The sequence below is a fragment of the Streptomyces sp. a15 genome, assembly GCF_059026085.1.
This window is the reverse complement of sequence record NZ_JBWLKM010000025.1, coordinates 20,142-36,008: the sequence shown is the minus strand read 5'-3', so window position 1 is coordinate 36,008 and position 15,867 is coordinate 20,142. Positions and strand designations below refer to the sequence as shown.

Here is a 15,867-nt window from a genome sequence, read left to right as displayed (position 1 = left end):
TCTTCTGGGGAGAACCTGGGGAGAACCCTAGGACAGCTGGAGGAGACCCCGCAGGAGGTCCCGGCTCTCGTCCGGCCCGGGGCTGTCCTGCTGGAGTTCTTTCAGCGCCTTCTCGTACTGGGCGACGTCCTCGTGCTTGTCCAGGTACAGCGCGCTGGTGAGCTGCTCCAGGTACACGACGTCGGACAGGTCGGACTCCGGGAAGGAGAGGATCGTGAACGCGCCACTCTCGCCGGAGTGCCCGCCGAAGCTGAACGGCATGATCTGCAGCCGGACGTTGGGGCGCGCGGAGATCTCGATCAGGTGCTGGTACTGGCCGCGCATCACCTCGCGGTCGCCGTAGGGGCGGCGCAGGGCGGCCTCGTCCAGGACGATGTGACACTCGGGGGCGTCGTCCTCCAGGAGGTACTTCTGCCGCTCCAGGCGCAGCGCCACGCGCCGCTCGACGTCCTCCGCGCTCGCGCCCTTCATGCCGCGCCGCACGACCGCGCGCGCGTACGCCTCGGTCTGCAACAGGCCGTGCACGAACTGGACTTCGTAGGCGCGGATCAGGGACGCCGCGCCCTCCAGGCCGACATAGGTGGGGAACCAGCTCGGCAGCACGTCCGAGTAACTGTGCCACCAGCCCGCGACGTTGGCCTCCTTGGCGAGGGAGAGCAGCGAGTTGCGCTCCGCCTCGTCCGTGATGCCGTACAGCGTCAGCAGGTCCTCCACGTCCCGTGTCTTGAAGCTCACCCGGCCCAACTCCATCCGGCTGATCTTCGACTCGGAGGCGCGGATCGAGTACCCCGCGGCCTCACGGGTGATCCCGCGTGCCTCACGCAGTCGCCTGAGTTGCGAGCCGAGCAGCATCCGCCGCACCACCGATCCGGGCTCTCCCGCGCTCACGTTCGTCAGCCTCCCCAACCGTCTTCAGGGGCCGAAGTCTGCCACTAAAACACTCCGAGCAGTACTCGTCCGATTACAGAGACGGAAATAATTGATCCATCCGCACAGTGGGCAGACAGGTTCTGGGGAGGAGTGGGCAAGAAGTCGGGGAGAAGATGGCGGAAAAATTGGCCAACAAGCGGTACGGGAGGGTCCAATTCGGTCACGTGCACGTGCATCTGCCCTTGCATCTGCTGTACGCATCCGAAACCATGGTCCCGCGCAACCGCTGCATCGCAACGACCGCGACCTCCCGGGAGTGCCTCGCATGGGGACGAATGGATCGACCATGCTCGAGCCGTTACGGCAGGGCCTTCCGCCGCTGGACCCCGCGGCCGTGTCCAACGCCGCATCGTGTGCACTGCCGGCTCGCTACGAAGCCGTGCGCGAGGCACGGCAGTTCACCCGCAGAACGCTGGACGGGTGGGATCTGGGCGACCGTTTCGACGACCTCGGTCTGGTGGTCTCGGAGCTGGTGACCAACGCGCTGCGGCACGCACTGCCGGCCAACACCCCGCGCGTACCGGAGCAGAGCCCGCCCGTGCGGCTGCATCTGATGCGGTGGACCGAGCGGTTGGTGTGCGCGGTGCGCGACCCGAGCGCGGACAGTCCCATCGCCCGCGAGGCAGACGACTTCTCGGCGGAGTCCGGCCGCGGACTGTTCCTCGTCGACTCCTTCAGCGACAGCTGGGGCTGGCATCCGCTGGCGGGCACGCTGGGCGGGAAGGTCGTCTGGGCGCTGTTCCGGCTGCCCCAGCCGCAGTCCGGCGAATGAGCAACCCCGGCGTTTTCTGACGCCGGGGTTCTACGCGCGTTACGGGGAGCAACCGCCACATTACGGTCCGGAGCGGTCCGGCTCAGCTCGCTATCAGGTGGTCGAACTCGCCGTCCTTGATGCCGAGCAGCATCGCCTCGATCTCGGCGCGGGTGTAGACGAGCGCCGGTCCGTCGGGGAAGCGCGAGTTGCGTACGGCCACCTCGCCGCCGGGGAGCCGGGCGAACTCCACGCAGGAGCCCTGGGAGTTGCTGTGCCTGCTCTTCTGCCAGGCCACCCCGTCCAGCCTGGGGGCCGGCATGCCGTTGTACACGCCGGACGCGTCAACGTCGTACACGTCGTGGTCCACAGGTCGCTCCCCGGTGGTGCACTGGCTGATGAGGCCATTGATGCATTGGTCAACTGGACCGGATCATAGCCCTGTTCATGTGCAGACGCATGGGCGGATGCATCTGCAGATGCACGTGCACGGGGGGTGTTCCTGCGGTTACAGCTTTGACGGACGTTTTACCGATGCCGCCGCGCACCAAGGCTTGCCTTGGAAAGAGACGCATTGCACGGCGTTCGTGTTCCATCGGCCGGGCGATGGCCGGGAATGGACCGTCGCCCGGCCGGTGGTCACGGTGCGATACCGGGGAGCCGCCGTCAGCGGCTGGAGTACGGCAACAGTGCCATCTCCCGCGCGTTCTTGATCGCGCGGGCCAGCAGTCGTTGCTGCTGAGCGGTGACGCGGGTGACCCGGCGGCTGCGGATCTTGCCGCGGTCGGAGATGAACTTCCGCAGCAGATCGGTGTCCTTGTAGTCGATGTACGTGATTTTGGCCTGATCCAGCGGATTGGGCCGGTTCTTGACGGGCTTGCGGTCGGTCTTGCGGGGCGGCATGGCGGGGTCAGACCTCCAGGAGGGTGTCGAAGGCGGGCGGCAGCCGCTTCCAGGCGTCGCGCCCGGCGGCGTACTCGGTGTCGGTCAGGAGGCAGGACTCCAGCAGCGACTCCAGTCCGTCGCGGTCGAGGCCGGGGGACGTGAAGACGAGGTGCTGGCAGCAGTCGCCGTGCTCGGGGTGCCAGTCCAGCGCGGCGGCGGCGCGGCGCACCGGCGGGACCATCTCCCAGGCCGCGTCCGGGAGGGACGCGAGCCAGGGGCCCGCGCTCTCCACGCACAGCGCCCCGCCGGCCGCGTCCCAGTGCAGCAGCGCGTCCGGCTTGTCGGCGAGCCAGAACCGGCCCCGGCTGCGGGCGGCGGCACAGGTGATGTCCTCCAGGGCCTCGTACAGCCGCTCCGGGTGGAAGGGGCGGTGCCGGCGCCAGACGAGGGTGGACACGCCGTGCGCGTCCGCCTCGGCGGGCAGCAGGGCGCACGCGGGGTGCTGGGCGGCCGCGGCGGCTTCCACGTCGAAGCCGGCGAGGGCGGCGCGGGCGAGTTCCTGCCGGGCGCCCGCCAGGTCGCCGTGGCCGATCGGGACCTGGCGGGCTGTCGGATGCAGCTGGGCCAGCAGCTCCCGGTCCTCGTCGTCGGCCTCCGGGGAGTCGGCGAGGGCGAGGACGGGGGCGTACTCCAGCTGCCGTGCGAAGGTGTCGGCGACCGTCCGCTGGTCGGTGGCCGCGGCGGCGAGGCCGCCCTCGGCCAGGTCGTCGCCGTTGGCCAGGTACGGCAGGACGAGGGCCGGGTCGACGGCGGTGATCACGCCGGTGACGGTGAGCCCGCCGGACGTGACCACCTCGGCCATGGCCTTGGGCTCGACCGAGTCCCACAGCTCGACGACCGCGAGGTGGGTCGCGCCGACCTCGGCGAGCCGGCGCAGCTCGGGCACCAGGTCCTCGCGGAGCGCGCAGCAGGCGCAGTCGTTGACCAGGGGCGCCTCACCGGCGTCGATGATGCCGGTGGCGTCGCGGATGGTCCGTACGACCGTGCCGGCCGCGGCGGTCGCCAGGTCGTGGTGGAGTATGACGCTGCCGGGCACGTCGGCGAGCAGCCGCGCGACGGCCGCCCGGCGGGCGTCGGCGTGCAGCCCGCCGACGATCACGACGGAGAGTGCGGAAGGCACGGCCACGGTGCTAGCCCTGCTTTCCGTACCGGCGTTCGAAGCGCTCGACGCGCCCGGCGGTGTCCAGGACCCGGGCGGTGCCCGTGTAGAAGGGGTGGCTGACGTCGGAGATCTCGACGTCGACGACCGGGTAGGTGTTGCCGTCCTCCCACTCGACCGTCTTCTCGCTGGTCATCGTCGAGCGGGTCAGGAAGGCGTAGTCGGCGGCCCGGTCGCGGAAGACGACGGGGCGGTACTCGGGGTGGATTCCCTTGCGCATGGCGGTGTCAGCGCTCCTCTCGGAAGTCGACGTGGCGGCGGGCGACCGGGTCGTACTTCCGCAGGGTCATGCGGTCCGGGTCGTTGCGGCGGTTCTTGCGGGTGACGTAGGTGAAGCCGGTCCCGGCGGTGGACCGGAGCTTGATGACCGGGCGGAGTTCGTTGCGAGCCATGCTGGTATCTTACTGAAAATGAATTCCATTTCTACAACCGCTTCGAGAGAGGTGCATCACCCGTGTCCGCCCACTGCATGCTGACCGGCGCCCAGCCCGGCTTCGGCAACCGCATCTCCCACTCCCACCGGCGCACCTCGCGCCGCTTCGACCCCAACATCCAGTCCAAGCGCTACTGGCTGCCGAGCGAGGGCCGGCACGTACGGCTGCGGCTGAGCACCAAGGGGATCAAGACCGTCGACACGATCGGCGTCGAGGCGGCCGTGGCCCGGATCCGGGCGCGAGGGGTGAAGGTCTGATGGCGAAGAAGAGCAAGATCGCGAAGAACGAGCAGCGCCAGGTGATCGTCGCGCGGTACGCCGCCCGCCGGGCCGAGCTGAAGGAGATCATCCGGCGGCCGTCCTCGACGGAGGCCGAACGGCTCGCCGCCCAGGAGGAGTTGCGCCGGCAGCCGCGGGACGCCAGCGCCACCCGCGTCCGCAACCGCGATCAGGTGGACGGACGGCCCCGCGGCTACTTCCGTGCCTTCGGGCTGTCCCGGGTGGGGCTGCGTGAGCAGGCGCACGCGGGGTACCTGCCGGGCGTTCGCAAGTCGTCCTGGTAGGCCCGGTTACGCCCTGGTAGCTTGCTGCGGTCCTTAACCGGCCGACTCGGCCGACGGGGCGACCGGCTACAGCTTGGGAGCTTCCAGTGACTTCGGCGACCTTCTCGCGTACGGCGGCGCGGCGGCGGGTGCGGACCGCCGCCGCGGCCGCGGCCCTGGCCGGTGCGCTCACCCTGACCGCGTGCAGTGGTGACGGCGGCTCCGACGACGAGGCCTCCGACAGCCCCGGCCCGTCCGCGAGCGCCAGTACGTCCGCGAGCGCGTCCGGGAGCGCGGACACCGGCGGCGTGACCGGCGGCAGCGAGGGGGGCACGGCCGCGTCCGACGAGCTGGAGGGCAGCTGGCTCGCCACCACCGACGGCAAGGCCGTGGCGCTGGTGATCACCGGCACCAAGGCCGGGCTCTTCGCCACCGACGGGGCGGTGTGCAGCGGCACCGCCGGCGAGGAGTCGGGCGCGGAAACGATCCGCCTCAAGTGCTCGGACGGCAGTAAGAACCGGGCCGAGGGCACGGTCGACTCCGTCGGCGGGTCGACGCTCGAGGTGACCTGGGAGGGCGGTCTCGGCACGGAGACCTACACCAGGTCGGAGGGCGGACAGCTGCCGAGCGAGCTGCCGACGGCGAGCCTGGGGTCCTGAGTTTCCGTCCCGGGCGACCGGGCTCCTGGGCGGGGCGGGCAACCGCACCACCGCCTGATGCGTGATGATCCATGCACTCGACCATCGGCATCACGCTCCCCCAGAGGACCCTCATGCGCACCGCCCCTTCCCTGGCCGCAGCCGCCCTCGCCGCAGCCCTCCTCCTCACCGCCTGCGACGACAGCGGCAGCAATGACGACGGCGTCGGTGCCGCGGAAACCGGCAAGGAGAGCACCGCCTGCAAGCTCGACGAGGTCACCGTCGAGGTCGGGCCCGCCGCCGAGGCCCCGGCCGCCGGGGACACGGGCAGCGTCCCCGTCACGATCACCAACAGCGCCACCGAGTGCACCCTCGACGGCCTCCCCACCGTCGGCCTCCAGGCGGGCGACACCTCGACGGACGTCCCCGCGGACCCGGCCGCCACGGCCCAGAAGCTGACCCTCGCCGCGAACCAGGCCATGTCCTTCACCATCACCTACGTCCGGGGCGAGGCGGGCGGCGCGCAGAGCCTCGCCGTGAAGACCGGGAAGTTCAGCCTGCCCGGGGCCACGGCCACGCACGGCTTCCCGTGGTCGTACGGCGAGGTCGCGCTGAAGGGCGACGGGAGCGAGCCCGACGCCACGGTGAGCGGATTCCAGCAGGTCGGCGACTGACCCGGCCGACAGGTGCGCGGCCTCCTCAGCGGCCTCCTCAGCCTCAGCGGCCTCCTCAGCCGAGCGGCCGGCGCGCCCGGACCTGCGCCCGGTCGGCCGCCTGGGACCCCTCCGTCCAGCCCGCCTCGTCGCTGACGCCGCGCAGGCGGGTGGTGGTGGTCTCCGGGAACATGCGGTCGAGGTGGTCGGTGACGGCGACCTCGCGGGTGGCGAGGACCGGCAGCAGATCGTCGGTGACCTGGGTGTCCGCCGCCGCGGCCAGACGCGTGCTGACGCGGTGGGCATAGGCCGCGAGGAAGGACTGCCGGAAGCTCTTGGTCCGCTTACGGCCGCCCGCGCGCTGCGCCGCCTCCGCCTTCGCCATCGCGGACTGGGCCTGGACGAGCAGCGAGGTGTAGAGCAGCTCGACCACCTCCAGGTCCGGTTCGAAACCGACGACGGTGGTGAAGCCGAAGGGTTCGTTCCACACGGCCCGGCAGTGGTTCGCCGTGGCGACCGCGTCCAGCAGCACCGCCTTGGCCTGCTCGTACGGCGGCTCGACCCCGATCCGGCAGGCGCCGGGGGCGTCGGCCGCGGGCGCCCCGGCCGCGAGCAGCGCCTCGTCGACACTGTGCCGGGCCATCAGCTCCTGCGCCTTGGCACTGAGCGCCTCGGCCTCCTCGGGGAAGCCGGTCGCCTCCGCCTTGGCGAGGAGGGCGCGGATACGGGCGAGCATGCGGGACTCGGACTTGGAGTGGTGCCGGGCGGCGGCGGGCTGCTCCAGGGGCTCGATCGCGGGCAGGCTCAGGAGCAGGCGGTACAGCTCCAGGACGACGGTCGCGTACGAGAAGCGGTCCGTGCGGGGCGGGGCCTCGGCGGCCTCGGCGGCCAGTTCGTCGAGCTGGGCGGTCCAGCGCGGGCCGCGCGGACGGTCGTACGCCGCCTGGGAGCGGATCAGCGCGGACAGCACGCGCGCGTGCACGCCGTCCAGCTCGCGCCGCACGATCCGTACGACGTCGGCGGGCTGCCAGCCGCGCCGCCAGGCCGTCGCCACGAACTCCTGGCCCCGCCGGTCGAGTTCGGCGTCCGCCGCGAGGTCGGCCGCGAGGAGGGAGGCGCCGGTGTCGAGGGCGGAGTCGGTGTCGGCGTAGAGGGCGACCTGGAAGGCGCGTTCGACGGTGCTGCTCACCGGACGATCGTCTCACTCCCGTCTCACTCCGGAACTCGCGTCATGGACCCCCTGACGTCAACCCGTGGTTGACACTGGACCACTGTCAACCTAAGGTTGACACATGACGACGAACCCCAACATCACGTCATCCGTACGTCTCGACGACCTGATCACGGCCATCAAGAAGGTCCATGCCGAGCCCCTCGAACAGCTCCAGGACGCGGTGCTCGCCGGTGAGCACCTCGGCGAGGTGGCCGACCATCTGATCGGCCACTTCGTGGACCAGGCGCGGCGCTCGGGCGCCTCCTGGACGGACATCGGCCAGAGCATGGGCGTCACCCGGCAGGCCGCGCAGAAGCGGTTCGTGCCGAAGGAGTCGGCGGCCCTCGATCCGAACTCCGGCTTCAGCCGCTACACGCCCCGCGCCCGCAACACGGTGATGGCCGCCCACAACGAGGCCATCGCGGCCCGCAACCCCGAGGGCCGCCCCGAGCACCTGGTCCTCGGCCTGCTGGCCGAACCGGACGGCCTGGCCGCCAAGGCGATCACCGCGCAGGGCGTCCTCCTGGACTCCGTACGCCAGGCCGCCACCGCCGCACTGCCGCCCGCCGCCGAGGAGGTCCCGGAGCTCGTCCCCTACGGCTCCGACGCCAAGAAGGTCCTGGAGCTCACCTTCCGCGAGGCCCTCCGTCTCGGCCACAACTACATCGGCACCGAGCACATCCTGCTCGCCCTGCTGGAGTTCGAGAACGGCGAGGGCGTCCTGTCCGGCCTCGGCGTCACCAAGCCGGCGGTCGAGGAGAACATCGCGGCGGCACTCGCCAAGATCACGGTGAAGCTCGGCGAACAGGACTGAACAGGCCGGAGCAGGTCGGAGCAGGTCGGAGCAGGTCGGAGCCAGGCCAGAGCAGGTCGGAGCAGGTCAGAGGCCGTTGTCAGACCCTCCTGCCACACTCGCAGCATGACCGACCGGTGGGCTCTCGCTCCGGCCGAGGACGGTGGCGTGGAGATCGCCCCCCTCGGCCCCGGCGGGCTGCTCGCCGGGCCGGTGCGGCGGGCGCCGGACCCCGCCGAGGCGGTACGGGGCCTGCCGGACGTCACGCGCTGGGTGTGGCGGTCCACGGCCGAGACGTATCCGCGTCTGCTCGCCACGGGGGTGCGAGTGGAGCGGTGCTACGACGTCGAGGACGCGGAGACGCTGCTGCTGGGCCACGAGGGGCGCTCCGGCGAGCCGCGTTCGGCGGCCGCCGCCCTGGCCCGGCTGCGCGGCGGCCCCGTACCGCCGGATCCGCCGCAGCGGGCCGCCGAACCGGGCTCGCAGTCGCCCCTGTTCGAGCCGCAGTCCGTGCACCTGCCGCTGACGGACCTGGTCGAGGTGTACGCCGAGCAGCAGCGCCGGCACGAGGCCACCGCGCACCCGGACCGGATGCGGCTGCTGACGGCGGCCGAGTCGGCGGGGATGCTGGTGGCCGCCGAGATGAACCGGTCGGGACTGCCGTGGAGCGCCGACGTCCACCGCCGGGTGCTGCACGAACTGCTCGGCGAGCGGTACGCGGGCGGTGGTGAGCCCCGGCGCCTGGCCGAACTCGCCGACGAGGTGTCCGCCGCCTTCGGCCGCCGGGTCCGCCCCGACCTGCCCGCCGACGTGGTCAAGGCGTTCGCGCAGGCCGGGATCAAGGTGAAGTCGACCCGGCGCTGGGAGCTGGAGTCGGTCGACCATCCGGCCGTGAAGCCGCTCATCGAGTACAAGAAGCTGTACCGCATCTGGGTCGCGCACGGCTGGTCCTGGCTGCAGGACTGGGTGCGCGAGGGCCGCTTCCGGCCCGAGTTCCAGGCGGGCGGGACCGTCACCGGCCGCTGGGTGACCAACGGCGGGGGCGCGCTGCAGATCCCCAAGGTCATCCGTCGGGCCGTGGTGGCCGATCCCGGCTGGCGGCTCGTCGTCGCCGACGCCGACCAGATGGAGCCGCGCGTCCTCGCGGCGATCTCCCGCGACCCCGGGCTGATGGAGGTGGCCGGCCGGGAGACCGACCTGTACCAGTCCGTCTCCGACCGCGCCTTCTCCGGCGACCGCGCCCAGGCCAAACTCGCCGTGCTCGGCGCGGTCTACGGCCAGACCTCCGGCGACGGGCTCAAGAACCTCGCCGCGCTCAGACGCCGCTTCCCGCGCGCGGTGGCCTACGTCGACGACGCGGCCCGCGCGGGCGAGGAGGGGCGGCTCGTACGGACCTGGCTCGGCCGGACCTGCCCACCGGCGGCCGGGACGGGCGACGACGCCTCCGAGGAGGCGGGCATCCCCGCCGCGGAGGACGAGTCCGGGGACCGTCAGTGGGTGCCCGGGTACGCCTCCACCGATGCCCGCGCCCGCGGCCGCTTCGCCCGCAACTTCGTCGTCCAGGGCAGCGCCGCCGACTGGACGTTACTGCTGCTCGCCGCGCTGCGGCAGTCCTGCGCGGGCATGGCGGCCGAACTGGTGTTCTTCCAGCACGACGAGGTGATCGTGCACTGTCCCGAGGAGGAGGCCGAGGCGGTCGTGGCGGCGATCCGGGAGGCGGCGGAGCTGGCGGGCCGGCTGACGTTCGGTCAGACGCCGGTGCGGTTTCCGTTCAGCACGGCGGTGGTGGAGTGTTACGCGGACGCGAAGTGAATCTCCCCTCCCTGAGGGAAAGAAGTGAATCCCCCTCCCTGAGGGAAAGGGGGTTGCCGGCTCAGGCTCCCGGCCGCAACGCCGTCCGCCCGGCGTCAGATGACCGGCGGCCGTCCCAGTCGGCTGAGCCGCCAGACGGTCCGCCAGCGCATCGGGCGCCGCTCGCCGGCAGGCGCCCGTACTCCTTCCACGAATCCGCCGAACCACGCGCGCAGTCCGGCCGCCGACCGCACCCGCAGCAGCGTGAGCAGCGTCCACACGCCCAGGTGCAGGGGAATCAGCGCGAGGGGCAGCCGACGGCGGACCAGCCAGACCCGGTTGCGGGCGTTCACCCGGTAGTAGATGGCGTGCCGGGCGGGCGAGGTCTTCGGGTGCTGGAGCAGCAGCTCGGGCGCGTACAGGATCCGCCAGCCGCCGTCGGCGGCCCGCCAGGCCAGGTCGGTCTCCTCGTGGGCGAAGAAGAACTCGGCGGGCCAGTCCCCGATCTCGCCGAGCATCGTCATACGGAAGGCGTGTCCGCCGCCGAGGAACCCGGTCACATACCCGCCGCGCATCGGATCGGCGGAGCCGACGCGGGGGACGTGCCGCTGCTGCGTCTCCCCGAGCTCGTCGGCGATGCGGAAGCCGACGATGCCCAGGCGCGGGTCGGCGGCGAACAGCTCCGCCACACGGCGCAGCACATCGGCGTCGACGAGGAGCCCGTCGTCGTCCAGCTCGACCACGACGTCGACGTCCCCGAACTCCCGCAGCCGGGCCAGCGCCACGTTCCGCCCGCCGGGGCAGCCGAGGTTCTCCTCGACGTCGATGGTGGTGACCTCGCCGGGCAGCGACAGCCGCGCGGCGAACTCGGGCAGCCGGCAGCCGTTGCCGACGATCACGATGCGCCGGGGGGCCAGGTCCTGCTTGGCCACGGACTCCAGCAGCGCGTCGACTTCCGCCGGCCGGTTCCCCATGGTCACCACGGCGACACCGATCCTCGGTTCCCGCACGTTCTCTCCCCAATCCCGGCCGACCATCGCGATCGCGATGCTAGCCGTTCACTGTAAGGACTCCCTAAGTACAAGTCCGGCAATGACAACAGTCGGGCGATGGCAAACGACATCGCCGGAAGGCGCCGCAACCCACTCGACCAAGTCCGACTTGTCCGTTTGTGGTGCGGCGGGCACGCTGAGGACTATGAGTGACACGCCCGGCACGAATTGAGCAGGGATGGACACCGGAGCCGCCACGGCCACCATCAGCCCCCGAGGCACCGTCACGGGCTGGAGCGAGGGAGCTCGGCGGCTGCTGGGCTACCGCGCCTCGGACGTGGTGGGGCACTCCGCGGCCGGCCTGCTCGCCGTGGAAGGCTCCCGCCCGGCCGGGTTCACCCGGATCGACTCGCGGGAGTGGAGCGGCACGGCGGCCCTCCGTCACCAGGACGGCCGTCGCGTCGAGGTGTCCCTGCACTCCTACCCCTCGCTGGACGGCGACGGCAAGGCCCAGGGGTTCGTCGTGACCGCCACCGCGGACACCTCCGAGCCGGGCTACGACCGCAGGATGGTGGAGTGGGCGTGCACCCAGTCCTCCGTCGCCATGTCCACATTCACCACACGCTCGCGCCACTGGCGGCCGAACACCCTGGCGTCGGCAGCCACAGGCTCGCCCTACCCGGACGTCCTCGACGACGAGGGCGCCGACGAGGGATTCCTACGGTTCGTCGACCAGGTGGCCCAGGACGCGGAGCCGATGCGCTACGAGCGCTTCGCACCAGGACCGTCCCCCTCCCGCCAGCACGCCTGGATCATCGAGATGTGGCCCGTCAGGGACCCCTCCACCGGCCGGGTGTGCGGGGTCGGCACCGCGGCGTTCGACAGCAGCGAGCAGCACTGGGCCCGGCAGCGGCTGGCCCTGCTGAACGAGGCGGGCGCCTGTATCGGCACCACCCTGAACGTGGAGCGCACCGCCCAGGAACTCGCCGATCTGGCCGTGCCCCGGCTCGCCGACTTCGTCAGCGTGGACCTGCTGGACTCCGTGACCCGAGGGGAGGAGCCGGTCCCGGGCCCGGTCGACGCGGCCGTGGTGCTGCGCCGGGTCGCCCACCAGTCCGCCGCCGAGGGAGTGCCCGAGGCCGCCGTGCACCTCGGCCACGTCGACACGTACCCCGCCTTCTCGCCCCCCGCCCGCTGCCTGGCGACCGGCCGACCCGTGCTCAGCGGGACCGACGACCCCGACTTCGTCCAGTGGATCACCCGGCACGAGGCCAGAAGCGCCAGCGTGCGGGCGTACGGATTCCACTCGATCATGGCGGTCCCGCTGCTGGCCCGCGGGATCACGCTCGGCGTGGCGGTCTTCGCCCGGGGCAGCTCCTCGGATCCCTTCGAGCAGGACGACCTGGTCCTCGCCGAGGAACTCGCGGGCCGGGCGGCGGTCGGCATCGACAACGCCCGCCGTTACACCCGGGAGCACGCCAACGCCCTCACCCTCCAGCGCAGCCTGCTGCCCCACGGCCTGCCCCGACAGGCGGCCGTCGAGGTCGCGTACCGCTATCTGCCGGCCGGTACGGGGGCCGGCGTGGGCGGCGACTGGTTCGACGTGGTTCCCCTGTCCGGCACCCGGGTCGCCCTGGTCGTCGGCGACGTGGTCGGGCACGGCCTGCACGCCTCCGCCACCATGGGACGGCTCCGCACGGCGGTGCGCACCCTCGCCGACGTCGACCTGCCCCCGGACGAACTCCTCACCCACCTCGACGACCTGGTCACCCATCTCACCTACGACGACGAGAGCATCCCCGAAGAGATGCCGTCCGCCGGTGAGATCGGCGCCACCTGTCTGTACGCCGTCTACGACCCCGTCTCCCGCGTCTGCACCCTCGCCAGCGCCGGCCACCCCCCGCCCGTGGTGCTTTATCCCGACGGCACGGTCAGCGTGGTCAAGCTCTCCCCCGGGCCGCTCCTGGGCGTCGGCGGCCTGCCCTTCGAGGCCACCGCACTGGAACTGCCCGAGGGCACCCTCCTCGCCTTCTACACCGACGGCCTGATCGAGGCCCGCGACCACGACATCGGCCTCGGCCTCGACCGGCTGTGCGATTCCCTCGGCTCCCCCACCCCCTCGCTGGAGGTCACCTGCGACGCCGTACTCAAGGCGCTGCTCCCCGACAGCCCCGACGACGACGTGGCCCTGCTCCTCGCCCGCACCCGCGCCCTGCACACCGACCAGGTCGCCGCCTGGTCCCTGCCGTCCGACCCGGCGATCGTCGCGGACGCCCGCGCCCAGGCCTCCCGCCAGCTGGCCCTCTGGGGGCTTCAGGAAGCGGCGTTCGTCACCGAACTCGTGGTGAGCGAACTGGTCACCAACGCCATCCGCTACGGGGCGGTCCCCATCGGCCTACGGCTGATCCGCGACCGTACGCTGATCTGCGAGGTCTCCGACGCCAGCAGTACCGCGCCGCACCTGCGCCGCGCCCGTACCTACGACGAGGGCGGACGCGGGCTGCACATGGTCGCCCAGCTCACCCAGGGCTGGGGCACCCGCCAGACCCCGACCGGCAAGACCATCTGGGCCGAACAACCCCTGCCGGTCAGCTGAAGATGACGAGGCCGCCGCAGAATCCCAGCGCCGCCGGAGCCGCCCCGCCCACGGGGGCGGGGGTCCCGGAGGTGGGCGGCACGCGCGCGGGGGCGAGGGCGGGGGTCCCGGAGGAAGGCGGAGCACGCACGGAGGCAAGGACCCCGGCGGAAGACAGCGCACGCACGCAGGCAGGGACGACCCCGGCAGAAGGCGGCACACGCACCCTCGGTCTCGTCTATCCCCCGGCAGGACGCCAACACGACTACACCGGGGGGCAGCTCACCTTCATCGGCGGTGTGGCCGAGGCCGCCACCGCATACGACTACGACCTTCTCCTCTCCCCCGCCGACCGGGCGAGCGACCCGTCCTTCCGGCGGATGATCGACGGACGGCGGGTGGACGGCGTGATCGTCATGGAGATCCTGTTGGAGGACGACCGGGTCGAGCACCTCGCCAGGGCCGGCTTCCCCTTCGTCACCATCGGGAGGAACAGCCGGGCGGAGGAGACCGGCTGGGTCGATCTGGACTTCGCGGGGCTGGCACGCGGCTGCGTGTACCACCTGGCCGACCTGGGCCACCGCCGGATCGCCTTCGTCAACCGGTCCGAAGATCTCTTCCAGAGCGGCTACGGCTTCGCGCACCTCGGACTCGAGGGCTACACCAAGGCCATGGCGGAGCAGGTCCTGACCCCCCGTGCGTATCTCTGCGACGACGACGTCGCCGCCGGGGAGGCGGTCCTGGAACAGATCCTGCTGGACGATCCGGCGACCACCTCGCTGGTCACCATGAACGAGGCGGCCCTGGTGGGCCTGTACCGCGGGCTGACGCGGCACGGCCGCGCCGTGCCGCGCGACTTCTCGGTCGTCGGCGTGGCGGCCGGCCGCTGGGCGGAGCAGGTGGATCCGCAGCTCACCGCGGCGGAGATCCCCGCCAAGGAGATGAGCCGGGTGGCCGTCGAGCTGATGATGCGACGGCTCACCTCACCGGACTCACCTCCCCGGCACGTCCTGCTGAAACCCCTGATCTCCCTGCGGGCCAGCACCGGTCCCTGCCGCCCGGTGCCCGGTTCGGAGCCCGATCGGGAGTTCCCGGATCTCGACGCCTTTCCTGACCTGGACGCTTTCCCTGATCTGCCGGATTCCGACTTCTGACACCTGGGAGCAGAGCATGTCTTACGCCGTCGACCGCCGCGGTTTCCTGCGCGCCGCCGGAGCGGGAGCCGCCGCCCTCGGCCTCGGCTCCGCCCTGGCCTCCTGTGGTTCGGGCCAGGACAGCGGCGGCGGGACAGTCACCCTCACCTGGTGGGACTACTTCACCCTGGACAACTTCCAGCCCGCCTTCGCACGGCTGGTCAAGGACATCGAGGCCAACGTCCCGGACGTGAGGATCGAGCGCCGGACGTTCCCCTTCGCGGACCTCGACCGGCAGATCACCCTGGGCGCGGTCTCCGGTGACCTCCCGGACATCGCCATCGTCGACAACGTCGCCATGAACTCACTCGGCGGCAGCGGACTGCTGGCCGATCTCACCGGCCGGGTCGAGGAGTGGGGCCAGTCGGGCACGTACTACGAAGGCCCCTGGGCCGGCTGCCAGGTCGATGGGAAGACCCTGGGAATTCCCAACAACAGCAACTGCCTCGCCCTTTACTGCAACACCAGGATGCTCGACTCCGCCGGGGTGAAGCCGCCGACCACGTGGGACGAGCTGGCCGACGCGGCGCAGAAGCTGACCCGTGGGGACCGGTTCGGCCTGGCGATGAGCGCGATCAGGACGGAGGAGGGCGTCTTCCAGTTCCTGCCCTTCCTGTGGCAGGCCGGCGGCGACCTGGACACCTTCGCCACGGACGGCGCGACCGCGCTGTCCTTCCTCGACGACCTCGTCGCCAAGGGCTCGCTGTCCGAGCAGTGCGTGGGCTGGACACAGCAGGACGTCAACACCCGGTTCCTCAACCAGCGCGCCGCGATGCAGATCAACGGCCCCTGGCAGCTCCCCTCCCTCAAGCAGGCCGACCTGGAGTGGGAGGTCGTCGCCCTGCCCCGCGACCGAACGTCCGCCACCTGCCTGGGCGGTGAGAACTGGGTCGTGATGGAGAGCAGCAAGCACCAGGACAAGGCCTGGGAGGTCCTGGAGTACACCCAGCGTCCGTCGGTCCTGGTGCCGTACCTGGTGGCGCTCGGCAACCTTCCCGCCCGCAAGGACCTGGCGGACACCGGCACCTGGGCGTCCGACCCGGCCCTCAGGCTCTTCCTCAGCCAGCTGCCCGTCGCCCGTCCGCGTCAGTACGGACCGCGCTACGCCGACGCCTCGCAGGCCGTCGCCGTGGCCGAACAGGCCGTACTCACCGACTCCGCCGCGCCCACGGCTGCGGCGAAGTCCGCAGCCGTCAAGATCGACAAGGCGCTGGGGAGCCGGTGAGGAGGCGTCACCCAACGGTGAGGAGGCGCCACGC

At 71.7% G+C, this 15,867-nt stretch carries 18 protein-coding genes; 10 read left to right on the top strand and 8 right to left on the bottom strand.

The features are described 5' to 3' along the window. Positions 1–27 precede the first annotated feature (27 nt). Entirely contained in the window at positions 28–864 is an 837-nt protein-coding gene (locus tag AC5P09_RS24970; RefSeq protein WP_493876068.1) for a Sco1979 family transcriptional regulator, read from the bottom strand. A gap of 352 nt (positions 865–1,216) precedes the next feature. Here AC5P09_RS24970 and AC5P09_RS24965 point away from each other — a divergent pair, with 352 nt between their 5' ends. Beyond that, entirely contained in the window at positions 1,217–1,702 is a 486-nt protein-coding gene (locus AC5P09_RS24965; RefSeq protein ID WP_493876016.1) for an ATP-binding protein, read from the top strand. 82 nt (positions 1,703–1,784) lie between these two features. On the opposite strand, the gene AC5P09_RS24960 is transcribed toward AC5P09_RS24965, so the two are convergent. From AC5P09_RS24960 to rpmG, 5 genes are all read right to left on the bottom strand, one after another. Continuing rightward, a complete protein-coding gene (locus AC5P09_RS24960) occupies positions 1,785–2,051 on the bottom strand; it encodes a DUF397 domain-containing protein (RefSeq protein WP_493876015.1) in 267 nt (88 codons plus the stop codon). 296 nt (positions 2,052–2,347) lie between these two features. Beyond that, positions 2,348–2,584 (bottom strand): 30S ribosomal protein S18, encoded by a 237-nt coding sequence (gene rpsR / locus AC5P09_RS24955; protein WP_266435819.1) that lies wholly within the window; start codon positions 2,582–2,584, stop codon positions 2,348–2,350. 7 nt (positions 2,585–2,591) lie between these two features. Beyond that, positions 2,592–3,752 (bottom strand): CobW family GTP-binding protein, encoded by a 1,161-nt coding sequence (locus AC5P09_RS24950; protein WP_493876014.1) that lies wholly within the window; start codon positions 3,750–3,752, stop codon positions 2,592–2,594. A gap of 4 nt (positions 3,753–3,756) precedes the next feature. Next, complete coding sequence (locus tag AC5P09_RS24945; RefSeq protein WP_307676477.1) at positions 3,757–4,005, bottom strand: type B 50S ribosomal protein L31; 249 nt, start codon at positions 4,003–4,005, stop codon at positions 3,757–3,759. Positions 4,006–4,012: 7 nt separating this feature from the next. Then, positions 4,013–4,177: a 50S ribosomal protein L33 gene (gene rpmG / locus AC5P09_RS24940; RefSeq protein ID WP_046260352.1), complete on the bottom strand. Its 165-nt coding sequence runs from the start codon at positions 4,175–4,177 to the stop codon at positions 4,013–4,015. 62 nt (positions 4,178–4,239) lie between these two features. Here rpmG and rpmB point away from each other — a divergent pair, with 62 nt between their 5' ends. The 4 genes from rpmB to AC5P09_RS24920 all read left to right on the top strand — a co-directional run bounded on the left by rpmB (position 4,240) and on the right by AC5P09_RS24920 (position 6,072). Continuing rightward, positions 4,240–4,476, top strand: a complete 237-nt coding sequence (gene rpmB / locus AC5P09_RS24935) for a 50S ribosomal protein L28 (RefSeq protein WP_030043313.1) — start codon at positions 4,240–4,242, stop codon at positions 4,474–4,476. Further along, positions 4,476–4,781, top strand: a complete 306-nt coding sequence (gene rpsN / locus AC5P09_RS24930) for a 30S ribosomal protein S14 (protein ID WP_307676475.1) — start codon at positions 4,476–4,478, stop codon at positions 4,779–4,781. Before rpmB ends, rpsN begins: the two co-directional genes overlap by 1 nt. A gap of 86 nt (positions 4,782–4,867) precedes the next feature. Then, a complete protein-coding gene (locus AC5P09_RS24925) occupies positions 4,868–5,419 on the top strand; it encodes a hypothetical protein (protein ID WP_493876013.1) in 552 nt (183 codons plus the stop codon). 113 nt (positions 5,420–5,532) lie between these two features. Beyond that, positions 5,533–6,072 (top strand): DUF4232 domain-containing protein, encoded by a 540-nt coding sequence (locus AC5P09_RS24920; protein WP_493876012.1) that lies wholly within the window; start codon positions 5,533–5,535, stop codon positions 6,070–6,072. Positions 6,073–6,127: 55 nt separating this feature from the next. On the opposite strand, the gene AC5P09_RS24915 is transcribed toward AC5P09_RS24920, so the two are convergent. Then, positions 6,128–7,240, bottom strand: a complete 1,113-nt coding sequence (locus AC5P09_RS24915; RefSeq protein WP_493876011.1) for a DUF2786 domain-containing protein — start codon at positions 7,238–7,240, stop codon at positions 6,128–6,130. A 103-nt stretch (positions 7,241–7,343) separates the two neighbouring features. On the opposite strand from AC5P09_RS24915, the gene AC5P09_RS24910 reads away from it, so the two are divergent. After that, the gene (locus AC5P09_RS24910) at positions 7,344–8,078 is read left to right on the top strand and encodes a Clp protease N-terminal domain-containing protein (protein ID WP_493876010.1); all 735 of its coding nucleotides are present in this window, start codon (positions 7,344–7,346) and stop codon (positions 8,076–8,078) included. 105 nt (positions 8,079–8,183) lie between these two features. Continuing rightward, entirely contained in the window at positions 8,184–9,869 is a 1,686-nt protein-coding gene (locus AC5P09_RS24905) for a bifunctional 3'-5' exonuclease/DNA polymerase (RefSeq protein WP_493876009.1), read from the top strand. Positions 9,870–9,964: 95 nt separating this feature from the next. Here AC5P09_RS24905 and AC5P09_RS24900 read toward each other — a convergent pair whose 3' ends face one another. Continuing rightward, positions 9,965–10,858 carry a glycosyltransferase family 2 protein gene (locus tag AC5P09_RS24900; protein WP_493876008.1) on the bottom strand — a complete coding sequence of 298 codons (894 nt, stop codon included), beginning with the start codon at positions 10,856–10,858 and terminating at the stop codon, positions 9,965–9,967. A 220-nt stretch (positions 10,859–11,078) separates the two neighbouring features. On the opposite strand from AC5P09_RS24900, the gene AC5P09_RS24895 reads away from it, so the two are divergent. Genes AC5P09_RS24895 through AC5P09_RS24885 form a run of 3 tightly spaced genes read left to right on the top strand, consistent with a single transcriptional unit; the run spans position 11,079 to position 15,833 of the window. After that, complete coding sequence (locus tag AC5P09_RS24895) at positions 11,079–13,436, top strand: ATP-binding SpoIIE family protein phosphatase (RefSeq protein ID WP_493876007.1); 2,358 nt, start codon at positions 11,079–11,081, stop codon at positions 13,434–13,436. A gap of 2 nt (positions 13,437–13,438) precedes the next feature. Continuing rightward, a complete protein-coding gene (locus AC5P09_RS24890; protein ID WP_493876006.1) occupies positions 13,439–14,569 on the top strand; it encodes a LacI family DNA-binding transcriptional regulator in 1,131 nt (376 codons plus the stop codon). 16 nt (positions 14,570–14,585) lie between these two features. Continuing rightward, positions 14,586–15,833, top strand: coding sequence for an ABC transporter substrate-binding protein (locus AC5P09_RS24885; RefSeq protein ID WP_493876005.1), 1,248 nt, complete (start codon positions 14,586–14,588; stop codon positions 15,831–15,833). Positions 15,834–15,867 lie beyond the last annotated feature (34 nt).